Source organism: Streptomyces sp. NBC_00986 (assembly GCF_045162565.1).
In the GTDB taxonomy this organism is placed as follows: Bacteria; Actinomycetota; Actinomycetes; order Streptomycetales; family Streptomycetaceae; genus Streptomyces.
The window spans coordinates 10,611,646-10,636,201 of the sequence record NZ_CP108733.1; the positions used below are offsets into that span (position 1 = coordinate 10,611,646).

Consider the following 24,556-nt stretch of genomic DNA (forward strand, 5'->3'; position numbering starts at 1 on the left):
AACTGTGAAGGGTCCGCGCAGAAGAAATCTGACTGAGTGTCAGAAACCCCTTGTACTGGCAGGGCGGCTCCTGCAACCTGTTCTCGTTCCGGAGGCGGTACGGCGACGGGAGGACGACCATGAGCGGTACGGAACACCTGACCGTGCGGCGCGAGGGCGCCACGCTGGTGCTCACGCTCAACAGGCCCGAGGCCAAGAACGCGCTCTCGTTGCCGATGCTGGTCGGGCTGTACGACGGCTGGGTCGAGGCAGACGCGGACGACGCGATTCGCTCGATCGTGCTGACCGGGGCGGGGGGTGCGTTCTGCGCGGGCATGGACCTCAAGGCGCTGGCCGGCAAGGGGATGGAAGGGCAGCGGTATCGGGATCGGCTCACGGCTGATCCGGATCTGCACTGGAAGGCGATGCTGCGGCATCACCGGCCGCGGAAGCCGGTGATCGCCGCGGTTGAGGGGTACTGCGTGGCCGGCGGTACGGAGATCTTGCAGGGCACCGATATTCGGGTCGCGGGGGAGTCGGCGACCTTTGGGTTGTTCGAGGTGAAGCGTGGGTTGTTCCCGATCGGGGGGTCAACTGTGCGGCTTCAGCGGCAGATTCCGCGTACGCATGCGCTGGAGATGTTGCTCACCGGGCGGCCGTACAGCGCGCGGGAGGCGGCGGACGTCGGTCTGGTCGGACATGTCGTTCCCGACGGCGCAGCTCTCGACAAGGCCCTGGAGATTGCCGAACTCGTGAATGGGTGTGGGCCGTTGGCGGTCGAGGCGGTCAAGGCGTCGGTGTATGAGAGCGCCGAGATGACCGAGACGGAGGGGCTTGCCGCCGAACTCAAGCGCGGCTGGCCGATCTTCGATACCGCCGATGCGAAGGAAGGGGCCCGTGCCTTTGCGGAGAAGCGGGCGGCTGTTTATCGGCGGGCGTAGGTGCTCCGTTGGGTCGGTTAGTTCATGTCTGCGGGTTCGTTGTGGCTGGTCGCGCAGTTCCCCGCGCCCCCGGGTGGGGATGCGGGGGCCCAACTGTTCAGTTAGGAGAGTGTCGTGACTGAAGTGCTTAAAGCTCCCCTCGTCCTCGAATTTCCCTTCACCCGATCCCTTGGCCCCGTTCAGAGCGCGTTCCTCACCGGGCTGCGCGAGCGCGTAGTCCTCGGGGTGAAGACCAGCGATGGCCGGACCCTTGTCCCTCCCGTCGAGTACGACCCCGTTACCGCCGAGGAGATCCGCGATCTCGTCGAGGTCGGCGCGATCGGTACGGTCACCACCTGGGCCTGGAACCATGACCCCCGGCGCGGCCAGCCGCTCGACACCCCCTTCGCCTGGGTGCTGGTTCGCCTCGACGGTGCGGACACCGCCCTCCTGCATGCCCTCGACGCCTCCGGCCCCGACGCCGTCCGCACCGGTATGCGCGTGCGTGTTCGCTGGGCCGAGGAACGTACCGGCGCCATCACCGACATCGCCTGCTTCGAGCCGTACGAGAGCGAAGGCCAAGAGGGGCATCAACCCTCCGCCCACAGTGGTGAGTTCGAGGACATGGTCACCGGCATCGTGGCCCCCGCCCGCCTGGACTACGTCTACTCGCCCGGGCGTGCCCAGACCGACTACATCCGTGCGCTCTCCGGGCAACGCACCGTCGGCGAACGCTGCCCCTCCTGCCACAAGGTGTACGTCCCGCCGAGGGGTGCGTGCCCCACATGTGGGGTCGCCACATCGGAGCACGTCGAAGTGGGGCCGCGCGGCACCGTCACCACGTTCTGCATCGTCAACATCAAGGCGAAGAACCTCGACATCGAGGTGCCGTACGTCTACGCGCACATCGCCCTGGACGGCGCCGACCTCGCGCTGCACGGACGCATCGGCGGGATCCCGTACGACCAGGTGCGCATGGGGTTGCGTGTCGAGGCGGTGTGGAGCGAGGGCGGGCGCTATCCGGACCACTACCGGCCGACCGGCGAACCCGACGCGGACTACGACGTCTACAAGGAGCTGCTGTGATGCAAGGAGCTGCTGCGATGCGGGAGATCGCCGTCGTCGCCTTCGCGCAGACCGACCACCGGCGCACCACCGACGAGCTCTCCGAGGTGGAGATGCTGATGCCGGTCCTGCACGGGGTCCTCGAACAGACCGGCCTCAAGACCGCCGACATCGACTTCACCTGCTCCGGCTCCAGCGACTACCTCGCCGGCCGCGCCTTCTCCTTCACCCTCGCCCTCGACGGCGTCGGCGCCTGGCCGCCGATCTCCGAGTCGCACGTGGAGATGGACGGCGCCTGGGCGCTCTACGAGGCCTGGGTCAAATTGCTCACCGGCGACGCCGACACCGCGCTCGTCTACTCGTACGGCAAGTCGTCCCCCGGCTCCGTACGCGACGTCCTGACCCGGCAGTTGGACCCGTACTACGTCGCCCCCCTCTGGCCGGACTCCGTCGCCCTGGCCGCCCTCCAGGCCCAGGCCCTCATCGACGCGGGCGACACCGACGAACCCGCCCTCGCCGCCGTCGCGGCCCGCAGCCGGACCGACGCGAGCGCCAACTCCCATGCGCAGGTGAGGGGTTCGGTGCCGCAGGGCGACTATGTCGTACGACCGCTGCGCACCGGCGACTGTCCGCCGGTCGGTGACGGCGCCGCCGCCGTGATCCTCGCGGCCGGGGACCGGGCCCGTGAGTTGTGCCAACGGCCCGCCTGGATCAGGGGGATTGACCACCGCATCGAAGCGCATGGGCTGGGCGTACGGGAGTTGACCGACTCACCGTCCACGCGGCTCGCCGCCGAGAAGGCCGGCGCTTTCGAACGGGCCGTCGACACCGCCGAGTTGCATGCGCCGTTCACCGCGCAGGAGGTCGTCCTGCGCAAGGCGCTGCGCCTCGGTGACGACGTGCGCGTCAATCCGTCCGGGGGTGCCCTCGCCGCCAATCCCGTCATGGCCGCCGGGCTCATCCGTATCGGCGAGGCCGCTGCCCGTATTCACCGGGGCGAGTCCGACCGGGCCCTCGCGCACGCCACCTCCGGTCCCTGTCTGCAACAGAACCTGGTCGCCGTACTCGAAGGGGATCCGCGATGAGCAAGGAGCCCGTGGCCGTCGTAGGGATCGGCCAGACCAAGCATGTCGCCGCGCGGCGGGACGTGTCGATTGCCGGGCTGGTGCGGGAGGCGGCTCAACGGGCGCTGGACGACGCCGAGTTGACGTGGGCCGACATCGACGCCGTGGTCATCGGGAAGGCGCCCGACTTCTTCGAGGGCGTCATGATGCCCGAGCTCTATCTCGCCGACGCGCTGGGCGCCGTGGGGAAGCCCATGCTGCGGGTGCACACCGCCGGGTCGGTGGGCGGGTCGACCGCGCTGGTCGCCGCGAATCTCGTTGCCGCCCGGGTGCACGGCACTGTCCTCACGCTGGCCTTCGAGAAGCAGTCCGAGTCGAACGCCATGTGGGGGCTTTCCCTGCCGATTCCCTTCCAGCAGCCGTTGCTCGCCGGTGCGGGCGGGTTCTTCGCGCCGCATGTGCGTGCCTATATGCGGCGGACCGGAGCGCCCGACACCGTCGGCTCGCTGGTGGCGTACAAGGATCGGCGCAACGCGCTGAAGAACCCGTACGCGCATCTCCACGAGCACGACATCACGCTGGAGAAGGTCCAGGCCTCGCCGATGCTGTGGGACCCGATCCGGTATTCGGAGACCTGTCCGTCCTCGGACGGTGCCTGCGCGATGGTACTCACCGACCGGGCGGGAGCGGCTCGCGCACCACGTCCGGCGGCCTGGATGCATGGGGGCGCCATGCGTAGCGAACCCACACTGTTCGCCGGAAAGGACTGTGTGTCGCCGCAGGCCGGAAAGGACTGCGCGGCCGATGTGTACCGGCAGGCGGGCATCGCCGATCCGCGCCGGGACATCGACGCGGTGGAGATGTATGTGCCGTTCTCCTGGTACGAGCCCATGTGGCTGGAGAATCTCGGATTCGCCGAGGAGGGGGAGGGGTGGAAACTCACCGAATCCGGGGTGACCGAGCTGGACGGCGATCTTCCCGTGAACATGTCAGGTGGTGTGCTTTCCACCAATCCGATCGGCGCCTCGGGCATGATCCGCTTTGCGGAGGCCGCCCTCCAGGTTCGCGGGCAGGCCGGAGAACACCAGGTGGAGGGGGCTCGGCGGGTTCTCGGGCACGCCTATGGCGGCGGATCGCAGTTCTTCTCGATGTGGCTCGTGGGCAGCGAACCCCCCGCCTCCTGAAAGGTCCCCCTCACGTGGCCTGTTGGCATCAGAAACCGATCGCTAGGCTGGCCGCGGACGACGAATCGGGAGGAGCACGGACGTGGCCGAGAGCACCATCCAGCAGCACCCGCTTGCGGGCTGGGACAAGCCGGAGCTGGACCTCAGTGACGCCGATTGGCACTCAGGCAGCCGTGGACTGGGGGATGTCCAGATCGCTTTTGTCGAGGGATTCATCGCGATGCGCAACAGCGGCCGCCCGGAAAGCCCTTCCTTGATCTTCACGCCCGCGGAATGGGGCGCGTTCGTGTCGGGGGCGCGGGAAGGGGAGTTCGACCTCACCTGACGGTGAGAGTTCCCCGGCGAGTCATCGGGGGAAGTGCGCACAGGCGTCTTCAGCCCGGCCTTCACTCGTGAGGGTGGCGGCCGGGCTGCGTGCCGCACGCGGCTGTCCCCGGTCGGTTTCCATGCGCTGCCTGCGAGGCCCTACGCGGGAAACTCGACGCCGGTCATGTCCTGGGAGAGCGCCCACAGACGGCGTTGCAGCGACGTGTCGTACGACTGCGGGCTGGAGCGGACCACCTTGGGGTACCCCTTGCTCTGCTGGAATCCGCGGGGGCCGTAGTACTCACCGCCCCGTACGTCCGGGTCGGTCGCGGCGCGCAGCACAGGCAGTGCTCCCCTCTCGGGGGACTGCAGGAGCAGCGGCCGGACCGCCGCGAAGGCCGCGCGGGTGAGGGCGGAGGAGTGCGACATCGCGCTCCGGGAACCGGCGGTGTCGGCGCCGCCGGGATGCGCGGCGACGGCCAGTGGCCCGCCGGTCGGCAGTCTGCGGTCGAGCTCGTAGGTGAACAGCAGGTTGGCCAGCTTGGAGTGCCCGTACGCGGCGGTCCGGTCGTACGGGCGCCTGCGCCAGTCGAGATCGTCGAGATCGATGGGGCCGCCCATGCGGTGGCCCGCACTGCTGACCGTGACGACGCGGGAGGCGGGCGAGGCCGGCAACAGGTCCAACAGGAGCCCGGTCAGGGCGAAGTGGCCCAGGTGGTTGGTTCCGAACTGGAGCTCGTAGCCGTCCGAGGTCGTCCGGTACGGGGTGTACATCACGCCGGCGTTGTTGATCAGCATGTCGATCCGGGCGTGGCTATCTTGTAGTTCCCCAGCCGTCTCGCGGACCGAGGCGAGTGAACTCAGGTCGAGTCGCTGGACGTGCACCCGCGCCGTGGGCACGGCGAGAGTGATTTCCTCCGCCGCGCGCTTGCCCTTGTCGGTGTCCCGAACGGCCAGGACGACTGCTGCCCCGCGCAGGGCGAGGGCCTTGGCTGTCTCGAACCCGATGCCGGTGTTGGCACCTGTGATCACGGCGGTACGGCCGTGCTGGTCGGGGATGTCCCGGGCCGTCCAGTGCGCTGCGGGCTTTGATCCGGTCATTGGTTCCTCCAGAAGTCGTACGGGGACTCGGCGGCCGCGAGAGGGCGACCGTGGCCTGCCTGCCTGCCCGTCTGTTCGTCCTCATAGGTGAACGCCATTTACCTATGGTGAATAGTGTTAACCTTGGTGCCATGGCAGTCAAACGGCGCCCCACCGGCACCCATCACGGAGATCTGCGCAACGCGCTGGAGGAGGCGGCCCTCGCCCTGGTCGGCGAGCGCGGCCCGCACGGGTTCACGCTCGCCGAGGCCTGCCGGAGGGCCGGGGTGAGCGTGTCGGCCCCCTACAAGCACTTCAGCGACCGGGAGGCACTGCTGGCCTCGCTGGCTCTGAAGGGCTACCAGGAGCAGCGGCGCCGCTACCGCACCGCGCTCGCCGCGCACGCGGATCCGGTCGAGCAGTTGGCGGCCTTCGCGACCGCCTATGTACGGTTCGCCGCCGAGGAGCGCGCCCTCTTCGACATCACCTTCCTGGCGGGCCTCGACAAGAGCCGGCACCCCGAACTGGCCGCGGCGGGTGGTGCTTTGCACGACGATCTGATGCCCGTCACCAGCCGGATCGCCCCCGACCCGGACGAGGCGTTCGACCTGCTCGTCCAGATCGCCGCGGCAGCCCACGGTCTGGCCCTGTTCCAGCAGCAGGACATGCTGCCCGACCCCTGGAACACCCGGTCCTCCGTCGAGGAACAGGCCGCGCGGACCGCCCGTGCCCTCGCCGGCGGGAGAACCCGCTAGCCCCCGGAAAGCCCGCTAGCTCTGGAGACCCGCATGACCACCCCGCGCAGCGACTTCGACCAGGCCCTCGACCGCATCGGCGGAGGCAGTCACGTCAGCCTGACCACCTTCCGCCGCAACGGCCAGGCCGTCCCCACCCCCGTCGGCGGCCTCGTACGGGACGGCACCCTCTACGCCCTGACACCGCCGGACACCGGGAAGGTCAAGCGGATCCGCAACAACCCTCAAGTGACCATCGCCCCCTGCAACATGAAGGGCACCGTCCCCGCCGGCGTACCCGCGGTGCGGGCGACCGCCCGGCTCCTGGATCCCGCGGAGACCGCCCGCGTCGAGGAGATGATGAGGCGACGCTTCTTCATGTACCGCCTGGTGCACCTCCTCGACCGGGTCCTCCGCCGCGAACGCCGACTCGTCGCCATCGCCGTCCGGCAATAACCGCCGCTCCGGAAGGGTGTCCCACGCGATTTTCCGGACACGCGACCGTGAGAACCCTTCCGGAGCCGGTGCCTGAGCCAGGCTGGCCCCGGAGAGGGAAGGTCCCGTTACTCCGGAGGTGAGGAACCCCATGAGCACCCTGCCGGTCATCGCGGCGGTCGACGGTTCGGACGACAGCCTGCGCGCCCTGGACTGGGCCCTCGACGCGGCCCGTGGACGCGGGGCGCCGTTGCGGGTCGTTCACGTGTGGCAGTACGCCGCCGCGTGGACACCGCCCGGCGTCCTGGTCGCCGGACCACCGGAGCCGGACGAGGACGAGGTGCTCGACCAGGTCCGTACGTACGTCGAAGGGCGTGCCGACCGGCCGGTCATGGAGTACCTCGGGCTGCAGGGCGCACCGGGCGCCGTACTGCCCGAACTCGGTTCCACAGCGCAGCTGTTGGTGCTCGGCTCGCGTGGCCGCGGCGGCTTCGCCAGTCTGCTGCTCGGCTCGAACGGCATGGCCGCCGCCCGCGACGCCGACTGCCCCGTCGTCGTGGTGCCCCAGCCTGGCCGCGAGGTCCATGGCGGGATTCCGGCCGAACCCGGACCCCGCGTGGTCGTCGGTCTGCACGTGGACAGCCCCGACGAGACCACCCTCTCCTTCGCCTTCGCCGAGGCCGCCCTGCGCGGAGCCCGCCTCCAGGTCGTCGCCGCCTACCCGTGGCCGCCGCAGGTCTGGGCCTCCCCCGGCGAACTCGTCCCGCCGGTCATCGACCAGGACGCCATCGAGAACGAGACCCGCACCCTCACCGAGGCGCTCCTCGCCCCGCACCGCGAACACCACCCGGACGTCCCCACCGAGCCGTACGTCGCCCCGGGCGACGCGGCCGGCCACCTCGTCGCCGCCTCCAAGGACGCCGACCTCGTCGTCGTGGGCCGCCACCGCCGCCGCCTGCTGTCCCCGGCCCGACTCCTCGGCTCGGTCACCCAGGCAGTCCTGCTGCACGCGACGAGCCCGGTGGCGGTGGTGCCGCCGAAGCCGTTGGAGGAGTGAGCAAGTCCCTTGTTTCTACGGCGACTTGCTCGGCGGTGTCACGCCGTAGGTGCCGTATCGGCAAGCAGGTCGGCGATCACGGCCACAGCAACTGCTTGCGCCACCCCTCGCCCTCGCGGACATACACGAGCCGCGTGTGCCGACGTTCCTTGTCGCCCTGCCAGAACTCGACCGACTCGGGCCGCACGGTGTGCAGAGTCCAGCCCGGGGCCACGAGGTCGGGCTCGTCCTCAAGACGCTCCAGTGACTCCTTCACCGCCGCGTCCCGTTCGGCGAGGTCCACGAGGGGCTGTGACTGGCGGCCGACGAGGGCCTCCGCGCGGGCGCCGGTGCTCCGGGCCAGGAAGTCCGCCGCGCTGTCCTCGGCGCCCGCCGCCACGACGGGACCGCGCACGCGGATCTGGCGGGCGAGCGGCGACCAGTAGAACGTCAGGGCGGCGAACGGCCGTCGGGCGAGATCGCGGGCCTTGACGCTGCCGCCGTCCGACGCGAACCGCCAGCCGTCGGGCCCAACGCCCTTGAGGATCAAGGTCCTTGCCGTCGGATTGCCGTCGGCGCCCGCTGTCGAGACCGTCATCGCGTGCGGCTCGCGCACCCCGGCCTCCAGCGCCCCCAGCAGCCACTCGGTGAACAGCTCGGACGGGGTGTCCGGGGCCAACAGGGGGTCGAAGATCGGCAGTTCACCGGCGAATACCTCGATGTCGCGCAGCAGTTGCCGTAGATCCTTCATCGACGTTCGCCTCCGAGCCTGAGGGGCAGAGCAGTGATCCCATCGTCTGTCTCGGGCGGGATTCGATCAAGCGGGGGCCGCGCCTCCGCCGTCACCGGCGACCCAGGAGAACCGGCCGGTACGCCTTCGTCGACTACCGGGTCGCGCGACCTCCGGGAAGCGTACGCTGAGGTCCCTGTAGCTCACGGTGCGCGTTCGCTCCCGCGCGGGCGCGCCACCGTGGCAGGGGGTATGGCATGGGGCAGCGGAGTGCACGCAGCAGAAGGACACTCTTCGAACGGGAGAGTGAACTCGCCGCCGTGGACGAGGCGTTGGGCGAGCTGACAGGTCTGCGCACGGACGGCGGCGAGCCGGGTGACCGGCCGCGCGGCGCCCTGCTCGCCTTCGCGGGGCGGGCCGGCATCGGCAAGACCACCCTGCTCTCCGAAGCGCGCCGTCGCGCCGCCACCAAGGGCTGCACCGTGCTCTCCGCGCGGGGCGGCGACCAGGAACAGCGCGTCGCCTTCCACGTCGCCCGCCAACTGCTGCAACCGCAGTTCGCCGGCTCGGCCGACGCCGATCTCCGTACCTCGCTGGGGAGTTGGTACGACATCGTCGGCCCCGCCCTCGGTCTGTGCGCGCCCACCGAAGGCTCCCCGCCGGACCAGCAGGGTCTGCGCGACGGCCTCGACTGGGTGCTCACCCACCTCGCGGTGAAGCGTGCCCCGATGGTCCTCGTCCTCGACGACGCGCACTGGGCCGACCCCGAATCCCTGGGCTGGCTGGCCGCGTTCGCGCCCCGCGCCGAACAACTCCCGCTGCTGGTCGTGGTCGCCTACCGGCCCGACGAACTCCCCGATCACGCCGAGTCGTTGAGGGGACTGCCCGGCCGGGCCGGCGGACGCCCCCTCGACCTCGAACCGCTCAGCGTCGCCGCCGTGGCGGACCTGGTGCGGGAGACGCTCGGCGAGCACGCCGACGACGCGTTCTGCCACGAGTGCTGGGCCGTCACCGCGGGGAACCCCTTCGAGACCGTCGAACTCACCGCCAAGATCCACGACCGTGGCCTGACCCCCACCGAGGCCGGGGCCTACCAACTGCGCGACCTCGCCGCCGCCGTCAAGGGCAGCGGCCTCACCACCCGCCTCGAACGCCTCGGCACCTCGACCGTCCGCTACGCCTGGGCCTGCGCGGTCCTCGGCACCGAGCCCCATCCGATGCTCGCCGCAGCCGTCGCCGGACTCGGCCACGAGGAGGCCGCCGACGCCGTCGACGCACTGCGCGGCGCCCGCATCCTCACCGGTACGTTGACCACCGCGGGCACCCTCGAATTCGTCCACCCGCTCATCGCCACCGCCGTCTACCGGGCCATCCCCGCCGGCGTCCGCGTGGCCCTGCACGGCCAGGCCGCCTGGTCCGTCATCAACGAGGGCCAGGGTCCCTCCGTCGCCGCCCGCCACCTCATGGAGACCCACCCCGACGGCGACAACTGGGTGGTCCAGCAACTCCGCGCGGCCGCCGGTGAGACCCTGCGCGCGGGCGCCCCCGACACGGCCCGCAGCTATCTCGCCCGCGCTCTGCGCGAGCCCCCGCCCTTCGACGACCGGGCCGCCGTCCTGTACGAACTGGGCAGCGCCTCCCTGCTCACCGAGCCGGCGACAACGGTCAACCATCTACGGGCCGCCCTCGAAGAGCCGATCAGCGACGCCGGCCTGCGGCAGCACATCGTCTACCGGCTCTCCCAGGTCCTCGCCCACAGCGACCGCCTCGCCGAGGCCTCCGACACCCTCGCCCGTGAGATCCGCGTGACCGACGACGCCCGGGTGAAACTGCGCATGCTCTCCGAGCAGTTCATGTGGGACGCCTTCCGCGCCGACGAACCCGACCACCCCGCGCGCTCCCGCCGCCTCACCAAACTCGCCGACCGTCTCAAGGGCCGCGACCTCACCGAGCGGTACATCATCGGCCTGCGCACCTGGGACGCCGTACTCCGTGGTGAACCCGCACATGTGGCCCTTCACCATGCCGAGCGCGCATTGAGTGGTGGGCTCGGCTGGGCCGAGGCCGACCGCGGCTTCGAGGTGCCGGTGCTGGTCGCCCTCACCTTCATGTACTGCGACCGACCGGGCCGCGCGGAGGAACTCTTCGCCACCGGCATCGCCGACTTCGAGCAACAGGGCTGGCGCGGCGCCCACTTGTCCTTCGGCTACACCTTCCTCGGCTACCTCCGCTACCGGCGCGGCCGCCTCGCCGAGGCCGAGGACTTCGCCCGCGCGGGCCTGCGCCTCGCCGAACGCGTCGGACCCGGTACCCCCGTCTACTGGTACGGCACCGGCATCCTCATCGAGGTCCTCCTGGCCCGCGGCCGGGTCGCCGAGGCCGTACAACTCGCCGAGGACCACGCCTTCGAGGAACCCTTCCCGGCCGCCGTCGTCTTCCCGGACGCCCAGACCGTCTACGGCGAACTGCTCCTGGCCCGAGGCCTCGCCAAGGAGGCCGCAGCCGAACTGGCCGCCGCCGGCCGCCGGTTGGACCCGCGCGGCATCCGCAACCCAGCCTGGTGCCCCTGGCAGCTCCACCTCGCCCGCGCCGAACGCCACGAAACTCCGGAGCGCGCCGTCGTCACCGCCCACGAAGCGGTCGCCCGCGCCCGCCAGTTCGGCACCCCGTCCGCCATCGGCCAGACCCTGCGCACCGCCGCCGAGGTCTCCACCGGCTCGGCCCGCGCCAAACTCCTCGAAGAATCCGTCACCCACCTCGAACGCTCCCCGGCCGCCTACGAGTTGGCCTGCGCCCTCGTCGCCCTGGGCACCGAACTCCGCCGCGTGGGCAGGTCCAAGGAAGCCGGCGACCACCTCTACCGAGGCCTCGACGCAGCCGTCCAATGCGGCGCCGACGGCCTCGCGGACGTCACCCGAGCCGAACTGGCGGCAGCGGGCCTACGCCCCCGCCGCCTCCACAGCACAGAGACCGACACCCTCACGACCCAAGAACGCACCGCCGCGACCCTGGCCGCAGAAGGCCACACGGACGCGGAGATAGCCGTAGAACTCCACACGGACGAACAAACGGCGGTACGCCTCCTGTCAGCGGCCCACCGAAAACTGGGCACAGACCGCGCAGGCCTGGAAACGGCTCTGATTCAACCAACGGCGGGCCGAACTCCCTAGGGGCGCGGGGAACTGCGCGACAAGCCACGACGTACCCGCACCCGAACGACGAGCCGCACCCGGCACCCGGCCACGGCCACATCGCCGAACGGCACCCCGTACCATTGCGACATGTCGTTCCTCCGCCGCCGCAGCGCCACCCCCGCCGGCCCCGAATTCGATGTGCTGGCCATGGACCCGGGCGACTGGCCCGGGAACCTCGGTGCCGGTCTGCTGCCCGCGCCCGACGGCACCTGCCAGGGCGTGTTCCTGCGGTACGACCTCTTCGGCGGCCGCGGCCCCGCGATGGTCATCGGCAACCTGCCGGAGGGCTCGCCCGCCCGTGACGTCGCCGAGGACGAGATCCCGTTCGAGGTCGCGCAACTGCTCCTCGCGCTGGAGAACGACGAGGAGGTGACCGTCGTGGGCGTCGAGGACATGCCGGTGATGCAGGGCGACAACCTGCTGATCGTGCGCCGCCTCAAGCTCTCCGAGAGCCGGATCTCCTGCGTCCAGTTCGACCGCAGCGACAACGTCCTGGTCACCATCGCCGCCTGGGACCGCCCCATCACGGACGACCTCTACGCCCTGCTGAAACCGCTCCCGGCGGAACTGTTCCAGCAGGGCTGAGGCACCGGCTACCGGCTGGCCCGCTCCACCGTCACGTCGGCGGCGCGCACGAACTCAACCCGGTGGCCGTACTGGATCTCGTAGTAGAGATCCTTTCCTACGACGACCTTGTGCGAGTCGGTGGTGAAGGTGACCGCGTAGTAGTACTCGCCGGGCACCGTGTCACCGACCACGTATTTCTGGCCCTTGAGCAGCTTGTACGGCAGCGGGGAGATCGCCTGGGCGGGCACTCCCGCCGGATAGGCCGAGGCCTCCGGGTAGGCGCGGCCGTACACCGGGACGCTGTCCACGCCCTCCTTCGGCGTCACGACCAGACCCGCCGCCTTCACCGCGGTGGGGTGCTTCGCCGGGTTCTTGAACCAGGCCTCCTGACCCAGGTACCAGATCGCCGTCCAGTCCCCGGAACGGTCGGCCACCGCGTACTGCTGCCCGGTGGACACCCGTGAGGAGAGGTCGTTGACGCCGGTGGTCGGGGTCGTCCCGAGGCCGATGTCCTTGATCAGGGGGTAGGTCTCACCCGGCCCCGAGTACAGCCGGACCTCGCTCGACCCGTGCACCGCGCACGGCTGGCCCGCGGTGACGCAGCCCGTGTACACCGGCTGGTTGCGGGCGTAGTCGGGGCGGATCGTGACCAGGCCGCCGCCCTTCTTCGCGGTCTGCTTGACCGGGTGGCCCAGCAGGTCGAAGTAGTGCGCCCAGTCCCAGTACGGGCCCGGGTCGGTGTGCATCCCGGGGACCGTGGACGTGGTCGGGCCCGGCACGTTGTCGTGGCCGAGGATGTGCTGCCGGTCCAGCGGGATGCCGTACTTCTTGGTCAGGTACGACACCAGCCGCGCCGACGAGCGGTACATCGCCTCCGTGTACCAGGCGTCCGGCGCCGCGAGGAAGCCCTCGTGCTCGATGCCGATCGACTTGGCGTTGATGTACCAGTTGCCCGCGTGCCAGGCCACGTCCTTGGCCTTCACATGCTGGGCGATGAGACCGTCGGTGGAGCGGATCGTGTAGTTCCAGGACACATAGGTGGGGTCCTGGACCAGGTTCAGGACACCGGCCCACTGGCCTTCCGTGTCATGGATGACGATGTACTTGATGCTCTGCGACGCGGGCCGGTCGCCCAGGTCGTGGTTGCCGTAGTCGTCGTCCCCGAACTGGGAGTACGGCGCCGGGATCCACTCGCAGGACACCTTCTTCGGGCACTCCGTACCGTCGGCGGAGACCGTGCGCAGGCCGGTCTCCTTCAGCTGCGCGGTGTCGGGCGCGAGGTCCGGCTGGGCGGCCAGCGCGACCTGCTGCCCGGCGTCCGTGGTGCGCGTCTCGCCGGTGTGGATGACGTCGTAGACATCGTTGGCATACGCGGCCGCCGTCGCCGTGTCGTCGGCGCCGGAGAAGCGCGCGACCGCGCCGTACCAGCCAGCCGGGTCCGCGCTGAGCGACTCACCGAGGTTCTTCTGGGCGTCGGCCAGCAGTGCGGCGCCGCCGGCCACATTGGCGGTCTCGTCGGTACGGAGGTCGGTTGCCGGAAGACCGGTCAGCTCGGCCGCCTTCGTCAACGTCTTGAGCCGGGCCGGGAGTTGGGAGTCCGCCGGGATCTGCGTGGTGGGGTGCAGGGCCGGCCGGGCGCTGTCGCCGCGGGCGTCCTCGGTGCCCTCGCTCAGGTGCTCCGTCGCGGCGAGGGCGGTGCGGGCGTCCGTGAGGTGCATCGGGCCGTAGCCGCCGGTCACGCTCGGCGCCCCGCCGTGCGTGTCCCAGCGGGACTGGAGGTAGGAGACGGCCAGCAGGACCGTCTGCGGCACGTGGTACTGGGCGGACGCCGACGCGAACGCCCGCTGGAGGGTGGCGGTGGAGGAGTCGGGGGCGTTCTCCGAGGGGGCCGCGCCCAGCAGGGGAAGCAGCAGGGCGGCGGTGGCGAGCGCGCCGGCGGACCGGCGCGCGCGTCTGTGTCCGGGAGAGCGGGTGGGGTCGGTCGAGGATCCTCGCAATGCAGCCTCCTGGGACGGTGGGATTGTCATGAACCGCGCGGGGCCGGGCGTGCGTCAGTGGTACCGGCTGGCCGACGATCCGTCAATCATGCCCAGAGGAAGGCGATTTCCCATGTCAACGGGGGATGCGGGGAGTTTCGTGGCGGTGGTGTCCGGGCCTGCGGGGCGTCAGTGGAGTACACCAATGGGGGAGTGCGGCGGGGCCCGGGCAGATATATGTAGGCCGGGCACATAGGGGTCCGCCATATGTCGGCCGGACACACGAAGGTCCGCGGTACGCCGCTGCAGGGCGTACCGCGGACCTTCGTCCCCGTCAGCGAGTGCCGACCGCCGCACGCACGGCCCGGCGGGCCATCTGGCAGTCGTCGTGCAGCCGCCTCAGCAGCAGCCGTTGTTCCTCGCCGGACGGCGCAGCACCCGGGTGGGCCACCACTCCCGGTGCCGCCGGGGTCGAGTCGTGCATCGAACGCTGCACGGCCATCTCGTAGGTACGGATCTCCCGGGTCAGCACCAGCATCAGGTTCACCAGGAACGCGTCACGCGACGCCGGTCCCGCCGACTGCGCGATCTGGCTGATCTGCCGCCGTGCCACCGGCGCGTCCCCGAGGACCGCCCACAGCGTGGCCAGGTCGTAGCCCGGCAGGTACCAGCCCGCGTGCTCCCAGTCCACCAGCACTGGACCGGCCGGTGAGAGAAGGATGTTGGACAGCAGGGCGTCACCGTGACAGAACTGGCCCATCCCGCCGCGGCCCGCCGAGTGCGCGATGCCGTGCAGCAGCTTCTGCAGGTCTCCCATGTCCCGGTCGGTGAGCAGCCCCAGCTCGTGATAGCGGGAGATACGGGCCGCGTAGTCCAGCGGGGCGTCGAACGTGCCCGCCGGCGGCCGCCAGGCGTTCAGCCGGCAGATCGAGCCGAGCGCCGCCCGGATGTCCGCCCGCGGCGGGGCCTCCGCCGGGTGCCGGTGCAGCGCCGCCACCCGGCCCGGCATCCGCTCGATGACCAGCGTGCAGTTGTCCGGGTCCGCCGCGATCAGCCGCGGCACCCGCACCGGCGGGCGGTGCCGGACGAACGAACGGTATGCGGCTATCTCGTGCCGGATCCGCTCGGCCCACGCGGGGGAGTGGTCCAGTAAACACTTCGCTACGGCGGTGCTGCGTCCGGTCGTTCCGACCAGGAGCACGGAGCGCCCGTTGCGGCGTAGCACCTGCACCGGAGCGAACTCCGGGCAGATCCGGTGCACCGACGCGATCGCCGTACGCAGCTGGGCGCCCTGAGGGCCGGACAAGTCGAGTCTCCCGCTGAGGGGTTGGGGGCCGAGCCCGGGAACGCGCCGCGGCCTGCCCGCACCGAGCACGGGGGCGGCCGCCGGCCGCGCCGGGTCGAGGTAGGGGCCGCCGGCTCCCGGGCGGGGGTGCAGCGACCGGGGCGGGGCGGACACGGAGGACGATGCTGTGTACATGGGAGATACAGATCCCTTCGTGTGCCTGCAGTGCCTGTCCAAGCAAGTGCGCTGCCCGGCCCGGTCCCACGGGTGCACCCTGGGGAATGTCCCTCGGTGACCGGGTCGGGGTGGCGCGTTCCTACCTGACACCAGATGCGCAGTGGCACACCATCTGGCGCACCCTGGCGAACCCTGGCGAATAGTCGCCCGGCAAGGCGCACCGGGCTATGTTCAAGTCAGCCGAGAACCTGGGGGCTTGACGTGAACGGACAACCCAACTCCCGTCTCTCGGACCTGTTCGGCCTGGCCGGCTGGTCCAAGGGCGAACTCGCGCGGCGGGTCAACAGGCAGGCGGCGGCCATGGGTCACCCCCAGCTGTCGACCGACACCTCGCGGGTGCGGCGTTGGATCGACACGGGAGAGATCCCGCGCGATCCGGTGCCGAGGGTGCTGGCGGCTCTGTTCACCGAGCGTCTCGGCCGTGTCGTGACCATCGAGGACCTCGGTCTGGTCCGGCACGGGCGTACGGGAAAACGGCCCGACGACGGGAGTGTGGAACATCCCGACGGTGTGCCGTGGGCGCCCGAACGGACTGCTGCGGTCCTCACCGAATTCACGGGAATGGACCTCATGCTCAACCGACGCGGCTTGGTGGGCGCGGGCGCCGCGCTCGCCGCAGGCTCCGCACTCAGCAGCGCCATGTACGCATGGCTGCACTCCGATCCGACTCTTTCCGCCGATGCTCCCCGGTTCGACGATCCCCTGCACGCCGACCCCGCTGGGTTCGACCGCTATGAGGCCGCCCCCATCGGGTCGCAGGAGATCGAGGAACTGGAGGAGTCCGTCAAGGTGTTCCGGGCCTGGGACGCGGCCCGCGGCGGCGGGCTGCAGCGCAAGGCTGTGGTGGGACAGCTCAACGAGGTGGGCGGCATGCTCGCCTACCGGCATCCGACCGATGTGCAGCGGCGCCTGTGGGGCGTCGCCGCCAATCTCGCCGTACTCGCGGGCTGGATGTCGCACGACGTCGGCCTGGAGCCCACGGCCCAGAAGTACTTCGTCATCGCCGCCCACGCGGCCCGTGAGGGCGGCGACCGGCCCCGCGCCGGGGAGGCGCTCTCACGGGCGGCTCGCCAGATGGTGCACCTGGGCCGGCCCGACGACGCACTCGATCTCATGAAACTCGCCAAGACCGGTTCCGGCGACGAGGTGCTGCCGCGCACCCAGGCGATGCTGTGCACCATCGAGGCCTGGGCACAGGCGTCGATGGGCAAGGGCCAGGCCATGCGCCGCACCCTCGGCCAGGCGGAGGACCTCTTCGTCTCCGACCGCGGCGACGTACCGCCCCCGAGCTGGATGCAGACGTTCAAGGAGGAGGATCTCTACGGCATGCAGGCCCTGGCCTACCGCACCCTGGCCGAGCACGAGCCCGGAGCGGCCGTGCACGCCCAGTACTTCGCGGCGAAGGCCCTGGCGCTGCGGGTCGACGGACGGCAGCGGTCGAAGATCTTCGACTTCCTGTCGATGGCCTCGGCCTGCTTCATCGCCGACGACCCCGAACAGGCCGACAGGTACGCGCGGTTGGCCCTGGCGTCGATGGGATCGAACTCCTCCCATCGCACCTGGGACCGGCTGCGCGAGATGTACCGGCTCACCGCCCAGTACGCCGGCTATCCGAAGATCCACGAACTGCGGGAGGAGATCGCACTCGCGCTGCCGAAGACCCAGTCGAAGACGAGGGGGGCCAAGGGCGGCAACAGCGCACAGGCATAAGGGGTTTGTACGGCTCCTTCCGCACAAGGAGTTCGTGCAGCCGCTTCTTTCTCAGGCGCTTCTTTCTCAGGTCGTCCTGGCGACGAGCACGCACGCGTCGTCCGTGCGCTCGGTGTCGCCGAACTCCTCCACGACCATCCGTACGCAGTCCTGTGCGGTGCGCGCCTCGCCGAACCGCGGTGCCAGGTCCAGGAGTTGGCGCACGGCGGCCTCTCCGCTGTGCCCCGGCACCAGTCCGTCGGTGTGCAGCAGCAGTACGTCGCCCGCCTCGAGGGTCTCCTCGGCCTGTCCGTAGGCCGCTCCCGAGGTGGCGCCGAGCAGGACGCCGTCCGGTGCGCTCAGCATGCGCCCCGTCCCGCCGCGGAACAGCAGCGGGGCGGGGTGTCCTGCCTGCGCCCACGCCAGGGTGCGGGTCTCGGGCCGGTAGCGGCAGCACACCGCGCTGCCCAGGGCCGGTTGGACGGTGGCGTCGAGTAACTGGTTGAGCCAGGACATCAGTTGACCGGGTTCGGTGCCCGCCATCGCCATCCCGCGCAGGGCGCCCAGCAGCATCGCCATGCCCGAGGTGACGGCGACACCGTGTCCGGTGAGGTCGCCGACGCTCAACAGCGTTGCTCCGTCGGACAGTTGGAGCGCGTCGTACCAATCGCCGCCGATCAGCGCGCTCGTCGAGGAGGGCAGATAGCGGGCGGCCAGGTCCAGTGTCTCCGGACCCTGGTGCGGGAGCCGCAGGGAGCCGCGCCACGGCGGCAGCACGGCCTCCTGCAGCTCGACCGCGAGCCGGCGCTCGGTCTGCGCGTGGTGCCGGTGGAGCTGCAGCGAGTCACGGGTCTCGCTCACCGTCCGCTGGCTGCGGCGCAGTTCGCTGACGTCCCGCAGCACCGCCCACATCGAGGCGGTGCCGCCGTCGGCGCCGAGCACGGGCTCGCCCATCATGTGCACCGTCCGTACGGCGCCGTCGGGCCGGACGATACGGAACTCGCCGTCGATCGGCTTGGCGTCGATCAGGCAGTCCGTGACCATCGCGGTCAGCGCAGGGCGGTCCTCGTCGAGGACCAGGGACGGCAGTTCGTCGAGGGTGAGCGGGGGAGCGGCCGGGTCACGACCGAGGATCTGATACAGCTCCCCGGACCAAGTCGCCTCGTCCGTCAGCAGATTCCACTCGGCGCTGCCGACGCGGCTGAGCAGTGACTCGTCACGAGGCGCTTCCGGTACGGCAGTTGGGGCGAGCGGTGCTTCCACGGCCGCCGGCACGGGCGGCGGGCCGTCCCGCAGCTGGGCCAAGTGCTCGTCGAGGTCGTTGAGTTGATGCAGCGCCAGATCGCACAGCGCCCGCTGCCACCGCTCCCGCGGGTCCGCACCGTCGTGCTGCGCGTCCCGTCGTACGGCGTCCACGTCACCCATGAGCCGGCGCGCCTGCGATATCAGCGCGTCGACCGAGCCGCGCGCGGGCGGCTGGGCGGCGGGGCGGTCCGCAGAGAGGTGGGACGGCATGAAGCACTCCGATGCGGGGGCGGTACGACCAAGGCGGATGGAGGGACCGGTTACGACTGTCGCACAGGCTGCGACGCCCTGTAAGGGATTTGGCAACACACGATCCGGTGGTGCTTCTGGCATATGCCAGCGTCTATGCGGGCGGCTGGTGCCGTGCTCGTGGCGCAGCCACCCTGGTGGGGCAAGTCGTATGCGCCGTACGTGAGTTGAAGGACTGATTACCCTTCCGGCCTGTCATTCAACCACCTGTTCGACGGCTTCGCGTTCACGCGTGGTACAGGCGTCCGGTGTCCGGCGTGCGGCTGAAAAGTGTCGCTCGAGCGAGTGATCCGCAGTACGCACCGGTCATTTTGAGCCGTTGCTTTGTTATAGCCATGACAATTCTGTGGACGTGATGCCACGCTGCTGTGCACCACGCTCACCGAGCGTTCACTCCTCCCTCACCTTTCCTCCCCGCACCCGCGCGCCCGCCGGACGGCCGTACCCCGGCCCGACCCGCTCTCCAGGACTCCACCGAGTCCGACCACCCCACATAAGGAGAACGCCTTGACCCGGCATGACCGTTATCCGCACCACCCCAGATACACCGCCGCCCTCGTGCTCACCGCGGTCGGCACCCTGCTGGCCGCCGGTATGCAGACCGGGGCCGCCTCCGCCGCTCCCGGCGGGCACACCGCCTCCGCGAAGATCCTGGCCACGCCTCGGGCCGGAGCGGCCCCGGCCGCCCTGTCGCCGTCGAAGCACGCCGCCCTCCTCAAGAGCGCCGGCGCGGCCGTCAAGAGCACGGCGACGACCCTCGGCCTCGGCGCCAAGGAGAAGCTCGTCGTCAAGGACGTCAGCCAGGACGCCGACGGCACCACCCACACCCGCTACGAGCGGACGTACGCCGGGCTGCCCGTCCTCGGCGGCGACCTGGTCGTCCACGCCAAGAGCGGCCGCCTCACGGTCACGAAGGCCGCGAAGGCCGACCTGACCCTGCCGGACATCACCCCCAACGTGACGTCGGCGACGGTGAAGACCAAGGCGCTCGCGGCAGCGTCCAAGGCGGGCGGCGAGAAGGCTCAACTCGACGGCGCCCCGCGGCTCGTCGTCTGGGCCGCCGGAGCCAAGCCCGTCCTCGCCTGGGAGGCGGTGGTCGGCGGCTTCCAGGACGACGGCACGCCCAGCGAGCTCCACGTGATCACCGACGCCGACTCCGGCAAGGCCGTCTTCCAGTACCAGGGCATCGAAACGGGCACCGGCACCGGCCAGTTCAACGGATCGGTCCCGCTCAGCACCACGCTCTCCGGCTCGACGTACCAACTCGTGGACGGCGACCGCGCCGGCCACAAGACCTACGACCTGAACCAGGGCACCTCCGGCACCGGCACCCTCTTCACGGATGACAACGATGTCTGGGGCGACGGAACCCAGGCCAACCGGCAGACCGCGGGCGTGGACGTCGCGTTCGGCGCGGCGGCGACCTGGGACTACTACAAGGACGTCTTCGGCCGCAACGGCATACGCAACGACGGGGTCGCCGCCTACAGCAGGGCCCACTACGGCAACGGCTACGTCAACGCGTTCTGGGACGACACCTGCTTCTGCATGACCTACGGCGACGGCTCGGGAAACACCCACCCGCTGACCGCGCTGGACGTGGCCGCGCACGAGATGAGCCACGGCGTCACCGCCGCCACCGCCGGACTCACCTACTCCGGTGAGTCGGGCGGCCTCAACGAGGCGACCTCGGACATCTTCGCCGCCGCGGTGGAGTTCCACGAGAACCTGCCCGCCGACGTCCCCGACTACATGGTCGGCGAGAAGATCGACATCAACGGCAACGGCACACCGCTGCGTTACATGGACAAGCCCTCCAAGGACGGCGCGTCCCGCGACTACTGGAGCTCGACGCTCGGCAGCGTCGACGTCCACTACTCCTCGGGCCCGGCCAACCACCTCTTCTACCTGCTGTCCGAGGGCAGCGGCGCGAAGACCGTCAACGGCGTCGCCTACGACAGCCCCACCTACGACGGAGTGCCCGTCACCGGCATCGGCATCGACAACGCCCAGAAGGTCTGGTACCGGGCGCTGAGCACGTACATGACCTCGTCCACGAACTACGCCGGTGCCCGCACCGCGACCCTGCAGGCCGCCGCGGACCTCTTCGGCGCCTACAGCCCGACCTACCTGGCCGTGGCCGACGCGTGGGCGGCGATCAACGTCGGCAGCCGGATCGCGCTCGGCGTCAACGTGGCCCCGGTCGCCGCCCAGATCAGCGGAGTCGGCCAGTCCGTTTCCCTGCAGACGGACGCGTACACCACCAACTCCGGTGCGGGGCTGACCTATTCGGCCACGGGACTGCCCGACGGACTGACCATCAGCAGCACCGGTCTGATCTCCGGCACCCCGACCACCCTCGGCACCAGTGACGTCACGGTGACCGTCACCGACGACACGGGTGCGACCGCCGCTGTCGCCTTCAGCTGGCGGATCGCCAACATCTACGCCAGCGGCACCCGCGTCGACATCCCCGACAACGCCGCCGCAGTGGAGTCCCCGATCACGGTCACCGGCCGCGACGGCAACGCCTCGGCCACCACCCAGGTCTACGTCAAGATCGTCCACACCTACCGCGGCGACCTGACCGTCGACCTCGTCGGCCCGAACGGAACCGTCTACTCCCTGCTGAACCGCTCCGGCGGCTCCGCCGACAACGTCGACCAGACCTTCACCGTCGACGCCTCCGCCCAACTGGTCAACGGCACCTGGAAGTTGAGGGTGCAGGACCGTGCCGCGCTCGACGTCGGCTACATCGAGCAGTGGCAGCTCACTCCGTGAACCGACCCTCGTAGTCCGGTAGTCAGGGGACCATCAGTTCAAGTCCCCTGACAGGTGACCGTGTTGTCGGTGCCGACCGCGGAGTCGGCACCGGCAACACGGGATCGTAGATTGTGCCCATGATCGAGGAGAGCTCGCCCGAGCGGTCGGACCGGTTACCGACACGACGCAGGCACGCCGCGCAGAGGAGGCCCAAAGGCGGTGGGGGACTGCTGCGTTCGACCGCGCTGATGGCGGCGGGGACCATCGTGTCGCGCGCCACCGGGCTGATACGGATGGTGCTGCAGGGCGCCGCACTGGGCACCGGGCTGCTGGCCACCACGTACAACCAGGCCAACACGGTGCCGACAAGCCTGTACTTCCTGCTGATCGGCGGCGCGCTGAACTCCGTCCTCGTACCCCAACTGGTCCGCGCCCGAGCCGAGGACCCCGACGGCGGGGCGGCCTTCGAACAGCGCCTGGTCACCCTGGTGTTGTGCGTCCTCGGCGCGGGCACCGCACTGGCCACGTGGGCCGCCCCGGAGATCATCTCCGTCTACCAGCACGACACACCCGCCACGCACGACGCCTTCGAACTGACCGTGGTGTTCGCCCGTTTCCTGCTCCCGCAGATCTTCTTCTACGGCGTCTTCAGCATCTTCGGCCAAGTCCTCAACGCCCGGAGCCGGTTCGGCGCGATGATGTGGACCCCGGTGCTCAACAACCTCGTCCTGATCGCCATGTTCGGCCTCTACCTCGGGCTGCTGACCGCGCCGGAACAGGTCTCGGACATCACGGGCGCCCAGGTCCGACTGCTCGGAGTCGGGACCACGATCGCGCTGGCCGTCCAGGCACTCGCGTTGGTCCCTTACGCTCTGGCGGCCGGGTTCCGGCTCCGTCCGCGGTTCGACTGGCGCGGCACCGGGCTGCGCAAGAGCGTCAACGCCGCGCGCTGGACCCTGCTGTTCGTGCTGGCCAACCTCGCGGCGAGCACGGTGGTGACCCGGCTGGCCTCCGACGCGGACGCCGCCCGTCCCCGTGACGGAGTCGGGTACACCGCCTACAGCTACGCCCAGCAGATCTGGATGCTGCCCCAGTCGATCGTCACCGTCTCGCTGGTGACGGCGCTGCTCCCGCGCATGAGCCGGGCCGTGACCGAACACCGCGTCGACGACCTGCGCGCCGATCTGTCCCGCGCGCTGCGGGTCAGCGGTGTCGTCATCGTCCCGGCCGCCTTCTTCTTCCTCGCCTTCGGCCCGCAGACGGCCCGACTCCTGTTCGCCCACGGCTCCGCCGACGCCTCGGCCACCGTGCCGCTGGGCCACATGCTGCAGGCCTTCGGCCTGGGACTGATCCCGTTCTCCGCCCAGTACCTCCTGCTCCGGGGCTTCTACGCCTTCGAGGACACCCGTACGCCGTTCCGGATGGCGGTGTGGATCGGCGGCATCAACATCGGCCTCGCCACGGCATGCCATTTCCTGTTGCCCGCGGGCTGGGCGGTCACGGGGATGGCCGGCGCCTATGCCCTGTCGTACGGGGTCGGTCTGCTGTTGACCGCGCTGCGCCTTCGGCGCCGTACGGAAGGACTGCTCGACGGACGCCGGATCTGTCGCACCTACGTGAAACTGACTGCGGCCGCCGTCGCTGCGGGCGGTGCCGGATGGCTCCTGGCCCGGGTCTGCGCCGAGACCCTGGCCTCGACCTCCTGGGCGCCGGCGCTCTCGCTGGGCGCGGGCGGTACCGCGATGGCGCTGCTGTTCGTTCTCCTGGCCCGGTTCCTGAGGATCGGGGAGTTGCGGAGCCTGCCCGGGCTGGGATGAGCACCGGGCGGCCCCGTTACCTGCGAACGGCTGCTGGTGCCGTCACGGCGTGATCAGCCGGTCCTGCTCCACCGGCGGTGTGCCGCCGTACCAGTCCAGGGCCTTGCCGAAGCGCACCAACTCGCCGTAGTGGGTGGGGTCGACGTGCTCGGCGAGGACGAGGTCGAGGACGGGGCCCGCCGCCTCGGCCGGGGACTGGGCCTGGCTGAAGTCGCTGAACCAGGGGCGGGAGGTGGCCGTGTCGACCATGCCCGGGCAGACCGAGGCGATCAACGTGCCGGTCGCGAGGTCGTGTTCGCGGCGTTCGGCGGCGACCGCGCGGACGGCGGCGACCTGGGCCACCTTCGAGGGGACGTTCAGCCAGAGCGGCCAGCCCACCTCGGCCGTGGTCCGGTGGTGGACGGCGCCGCGCCAGGACTCGACGGCGTACTCGACCTGGTCCAGGCTCGCGCCGTCGAACAGGTCGTGCAGCGCTGGGTCCAGGTGACCGAGCGTCCCGAGGCCGCTGGCCACGACGAGGAACCGGCCGCCCGGGCGCAGCACGGGGCCGAAGGAGCGCAGCATCGCGTGGGTGGCGGTGTTGGACACGTCGATGAACTCGTCGGCGCGGGCTGCCTGCGACTCCCCGGGCAGTACCCGGGCCACGGCGTTCGAGATCACGATGTCGACCCCGCCGTAACGCTGCCGGAGATCGTCGGCCAGGTGGGTGATCGCGTCGGTGTCGGTGACGTCCAGGACCCGGCCCTCGACGCGGCTGCGGGTGCCGGGCAGGCTCGCGACCTCGTGGGCCGCGTCGGTGACGCGCCGCTCGTCGCGTCCGGTGAGCAGGACCAGGTCGTCGGGGCCCATGCGGGCCGCCAGGCCCTCGACGAGAGCGCGGCCGAGTCCTTGGTTGGCGCCCGTGACGAGGGCGATGCGCGAAACGTTCATGACTGCCACGG

General features: G+C 70.5%; 19 protein-coding genes. 13 read left to right on the forward strand and 6 right to left on the reverse strand.

The features are described from left to right. Positions 1–119 precede the first annotated feature (119 nt). The 5 genes from OG504_RS47815 (at position 120) to OG504_RS47835 (ending at position 4,537) form a co-directional block, all read left to right on the forward strand. Positions 120–920: a crotonase/enoyl-CoA hydratase family protein gene (locus OG504_RS47815; protein ID WP_405995439.1), complete on the forward strand. Its 801-nt coding sequence runs from the start codon at positions 120–122 to the stop codon at positions 918–920. 114 nt (positions 921–1,034) lie between these two features. Next, positions 1,035–1,985, forward strand: a complete 951-nt coding sequence (locus OG504_RS47820) for a Zn-ribbon domain-containing OB-fold protein (protein ID WP_405995440.1) — start codon at positions 1,035–1,037, stop codon at positions 1,983–1,985. Further along, positions 1,985–3,049 (forward strand): thiolase domain-containing protein, encoded by a 1,065-nt coding sequence (locus OG504_RS47825; RefSeq protein WP_405995441.1) that lies wholly within the window; start codon positions 1,985–1,987, stop codon positions 3,047–3,049. Before OG504_RS47820 ends, OG504_RS47825 begins: the two co-directional genes overlap by 1 nt. After that, complete coding sequence (locus tag OG504_RS47830; protein ID WP_019057880.1) at positions 3,046–4,212, forward strand: thiolase domain-containing protein; 1,167 nt, start codon at positions 3,046–3,048, stop codon at positions 4,210–4,212. Before OG504_RS47825 ends, OG504_RS47830 begins: the two co-directional genes overlap by 4 nt. Before the next feature lie 82 nt (positions 4,213–4,294). Further along, complete coding sequence (locus OG504_RS47835) at positions 4,295–4,537, forward strand: DUF397 domain-containing protein (RefSeq protein ID WP_019057879.1); 243 nt, start codon at positions 4,295–4,297, stop codon at positions 4,535–4,537. Between the two features lie 140 nt (positions 4,538–4,677). On the opposite strand, the gene OG504_RS47840 is transcribed toward OG504_RS47835, so the two are convergent. Then, entirely contained in the window at positions 4,678–5,619 is a 942-nt protein-coding gene (locus OG504_RS47840) for an oxidoreductase (protein ID WP_405995442.1), read from the reverse strand. Between the two features lie 131 nt (positions 5,620–5,750). On the opposite strand from OG504_RS47840, the gene OG504_RS47845 reads away from it, so the two are divergent. The 3 genes from OG504_RS47845 (at position 5,751) to OG504_RS47855 (ending at position 7,824) form a co-directional block, all read left to right on the forward strand. Further along, complete coding sequence (locus OG504_RS47845) at positions 5,751–6,353, forward strand: TetR/AcrR family transcriptional regulator (protein WP_405995443.1); 603 nt, start codon at positions 5,751–5,753, stop codon at positions 6,351–6,353. A 33-nt stretch (positions 6,354–6,386) separates the two neighbouring features. Further along, entirely contained in the window at positions 6,387–6,788 is a 402-nt protein-coding gene (locus tag OG504_RS47850; RefSeq protein ID WP_405995444.1) for a PPOX class F420-dependent oxidoreductase, read from the forward strand. Positions 6,789–6,918: 130 nt separating this feature from the next. Continuing rightward, the gene (locus OG504_RS47855) at positions 6,919–7,824 is read left to right on the forward strand and encodes a universal stress protein (protein WP_405995445.1); all 906 of its coding nucleotides are present in this window, start codon (positions 6,919–6,921) and stop codon (positions 7,822–7,824) included. A 76-nt stretch (positions 7,825–7,900) separates the two neighbouring features. On the opposite strand, the gene OG504_RS47860 is transcribed toward OG504_RS47855, so the two are convergent. After that, positions 7,901–8,554, reverse strand: a complete 654-nt coding sequence (locus OG504_RS47860) for a pyridoxal 5'-phosphate synthase (protein WP_405995446.1) — start codon at positions 8,552–8,554, stop codon at positions 7,901–7,903. A 236-nt stretch (positions 8,555–8,790) separates the two neighbouring features. Here OG504_RS47860 and OG504_RS47865 point away from each other — a divergent pair, with 236 nt between their 5' ends. Then, positions 8,791–11,703 (forward strand): ATP-binding protein, encoded by a 2,913-nt coding sequence (locus OG504_RS47865; protein ID WP_405995447.1) that lies wholly within the window; start codon positions 8,791–8,793, stop codon positions 11,701–11,703. Positions 11,704–11,814: 111 nt separating this feature from the next. Then, positions 11,815–12,312 (forward strand): hypothetical protein, encoded by a 498-nt coding sequence (locus OG504_RS47870; RefSeq protein WP_033280692.1) that lies wholly within the window; start codon positions 11,815–11,817, stop codon positions 12,310–12,312. 8 nt (positions 12,313–12,320) lie between these two features. Here the strand turns inward: OG504_RS47870 and OG504_RS47875 are convergent, their stop codons facing one another. Both OG504_RS47875 and OG504_RS47880 read right to left on the reverse strand, forming a co-directional pair. Further along, positions 12,321–14,291, reverse strand: coding sequence for an N-acetylmuramoyl-L-alanine amidase (locus OG504_RS47875; protein ID WP_405995448.1), 1,971 nt, complete (start codon positions 14,289–14,291; stop codon positions 12,321–12,323). 313 nt (positions 14,292–14,604) lie between these two features. Beyond that, positions 14,605–15,750 (reverse strand): aminoglycoside phosphotransferase family protein, encoded by a 1,146-nt coding sequence (locus OG504_RS47880; protein WP_405995449.1) that lies wholly within the window; start codon positions 15,748–15,750, stop codon positions 14,605–14,607. Between the two features lie 243 nt (positions 15,751–15,993). On the opposite strand from OG504_RS47880, the gene OG504_RS47885 reads away from it, so the two are divergent. Continuing rightward, on the forward strand, positions 15,994–17,502 hold the full coding sequence (locus OG504_RS47885; RefSeq protein ID WP_405995450.1) for a hypothetical protein: 1,509 nt from the start codon (positions 15,994–15,996) through the stop codon (positions 17,500–17,502). A 66-nt stretch (positions 17,503–17,568) separates the two neighbouring features. On the opposite strand, the gene OG504_RS47890 is transcribed toward OG504_RS47885, so the two are convergent. After that, a complete protein-coding gene (locus tag OG504_RS47890) occupies positions 17,569–18,996 on the reverse strand; it encodes a PP2C family protein-serine/threonine phosphatase (RefSeq protein WP_405995451.1) in 1,428 nt (475 codons plus the stop codon). Between the two features lie 546 nt (positions 18,997–19,542). On the opposite strand from OG504_RS47890, the gene OG504_RS47895 reads away from it, so the two are divergent. Together OG504_RS47895 and murJ are read left to right on the forward strand one after the other, a co-directional pair. Then, on the forward strand, positions 19,543–21,816 hold the full coding sequence (locus OG504_RS47895) for a M4 family metallopeptidase (protein WP_405995452.1): 2,274 nt from the start codon (positions 19,543–19,545) through the stop codon (positions 21,814–21,816). Between the two features lie 230 nt (positions 21,817–22,046). After that, entirely contained in the window at positions 22,047–23,615 is a 1,569-nt protein-coding gene (gene murJ, locus OG504_RS47900) for a murein biosynthesis integral membrane protein MurJ (RefSeq protein WP_405996606.1), read from the forward strand. 42 nt (positions 23,616–23,657) lie between these two features. Here murJ and OG504_RS47905 read toward each other — a convergent pair whose 3' ends face one another. Next, a complete protein-coding gene (locus OG504_RS47905) occupies positions 23,658–24,545 on the reverse strand; it encodes an SDR family NAD(P)-dependent oxidoreductase (protein ID WP_405995453.1) in 888 nt (295 codons plus the stop codon). Positions 24,546–24,556: the final 11 nt, after the last annotated feature.

Coding starts and splice junctions, on each gene's coding strand:
- OG504_RS47815 (WP_405995439.1), top strand. CDS start 120: ATGAGCGGTACGGAACACCTGACCGTGCGGCGCGAGGGCGCCACGCTG.
- OG504_RS47825 (WP_405995441.1), top strand. CDS start 1,985: ATGCAAGGAGCTGCTGCGATGCGGGAGATCGCCGTCGTCGCCTTCGCG.
- OG504_RS47830 (WP_019057880.1), top strand. CDS start 3,046: ATGAGCAAGGAGCCCGTGGCCGTCGTAGGGATCGGCCAGACCAAGCAT.
- OG504_RS47840 (WP_405995442.1), bottom strand. CDS start 5,619: ATGACCGGATCAAAGCCCGCAGCGCACTGGACGGCCCGGGACATCCCC.
- OG504_RS47845 (WP_405995443.1), top strand. CDS start 5,751: ATGGCAGTCAAACGGCGCCCCACCGGCACCCATCACGGAGATCTGCGC.
- OG504_RS47850 (WP_405995444.1), top strand. CDS start 6,387: ATGACCACCCCGCGCAGCGACTTCGACCAGGCCCTCGACCGCATCGGC.
- OG504_RS47855 (WP_405995445.1), top strand. CDS start 6,919: ATGAGCACCCTGCCGGTCATCGCGGCGGTCGACGGTTCGGACGACAGC.
- OG504_RS47860 (WP_405995446.1), bottom strand. CDS start 8,554: ATGAAGGATCTACGGCAACTGCTGCGCGACATCGAGGTATTCGCCGGT.
- OG504_RS47865 (WP_405995447.1), top strand. CDS start 8,791: ATGGGGCAGCGGAGTGCACGCAGCAGAAGGACACTCTTCGAACGGGAG.
- OG504_RS47870 (WP_033280692.1), top strand. CDS start 11,815: ATGTCGTTCCTCCGCCGCCGCAGCGCCACCCCCGCCGGCCCCGAATTC.
- OG504_RS47880 (WP_405995449.1), bottom strand. CDS start 15,750: ATGTACACAGCATCGTCCTCCGTGTCCGCCCCGCCCCGGTCGCTGCAC.
- OG504_RS47890 (WP_405995451.1), bottom strand. CDS start 18,996: ATGCCGTCCCACCTCTCTGCGGACCGCCCCGCCGCCCAGCCGCCCGCG.
- murJ (WP_405996606.1), top strand. CDS start 22,047: ATGGCGGCGGGGACCATCGTGTCGCGCGCCACCGGGCTGATACGGATG.
- OG504_RS47905 (WP_405995453.1), bottom strand. CDS start 24,545: ATGAACGTTTCGCGCATCGCCCTCGTCACGGGCGCCAACCAAGGACTC.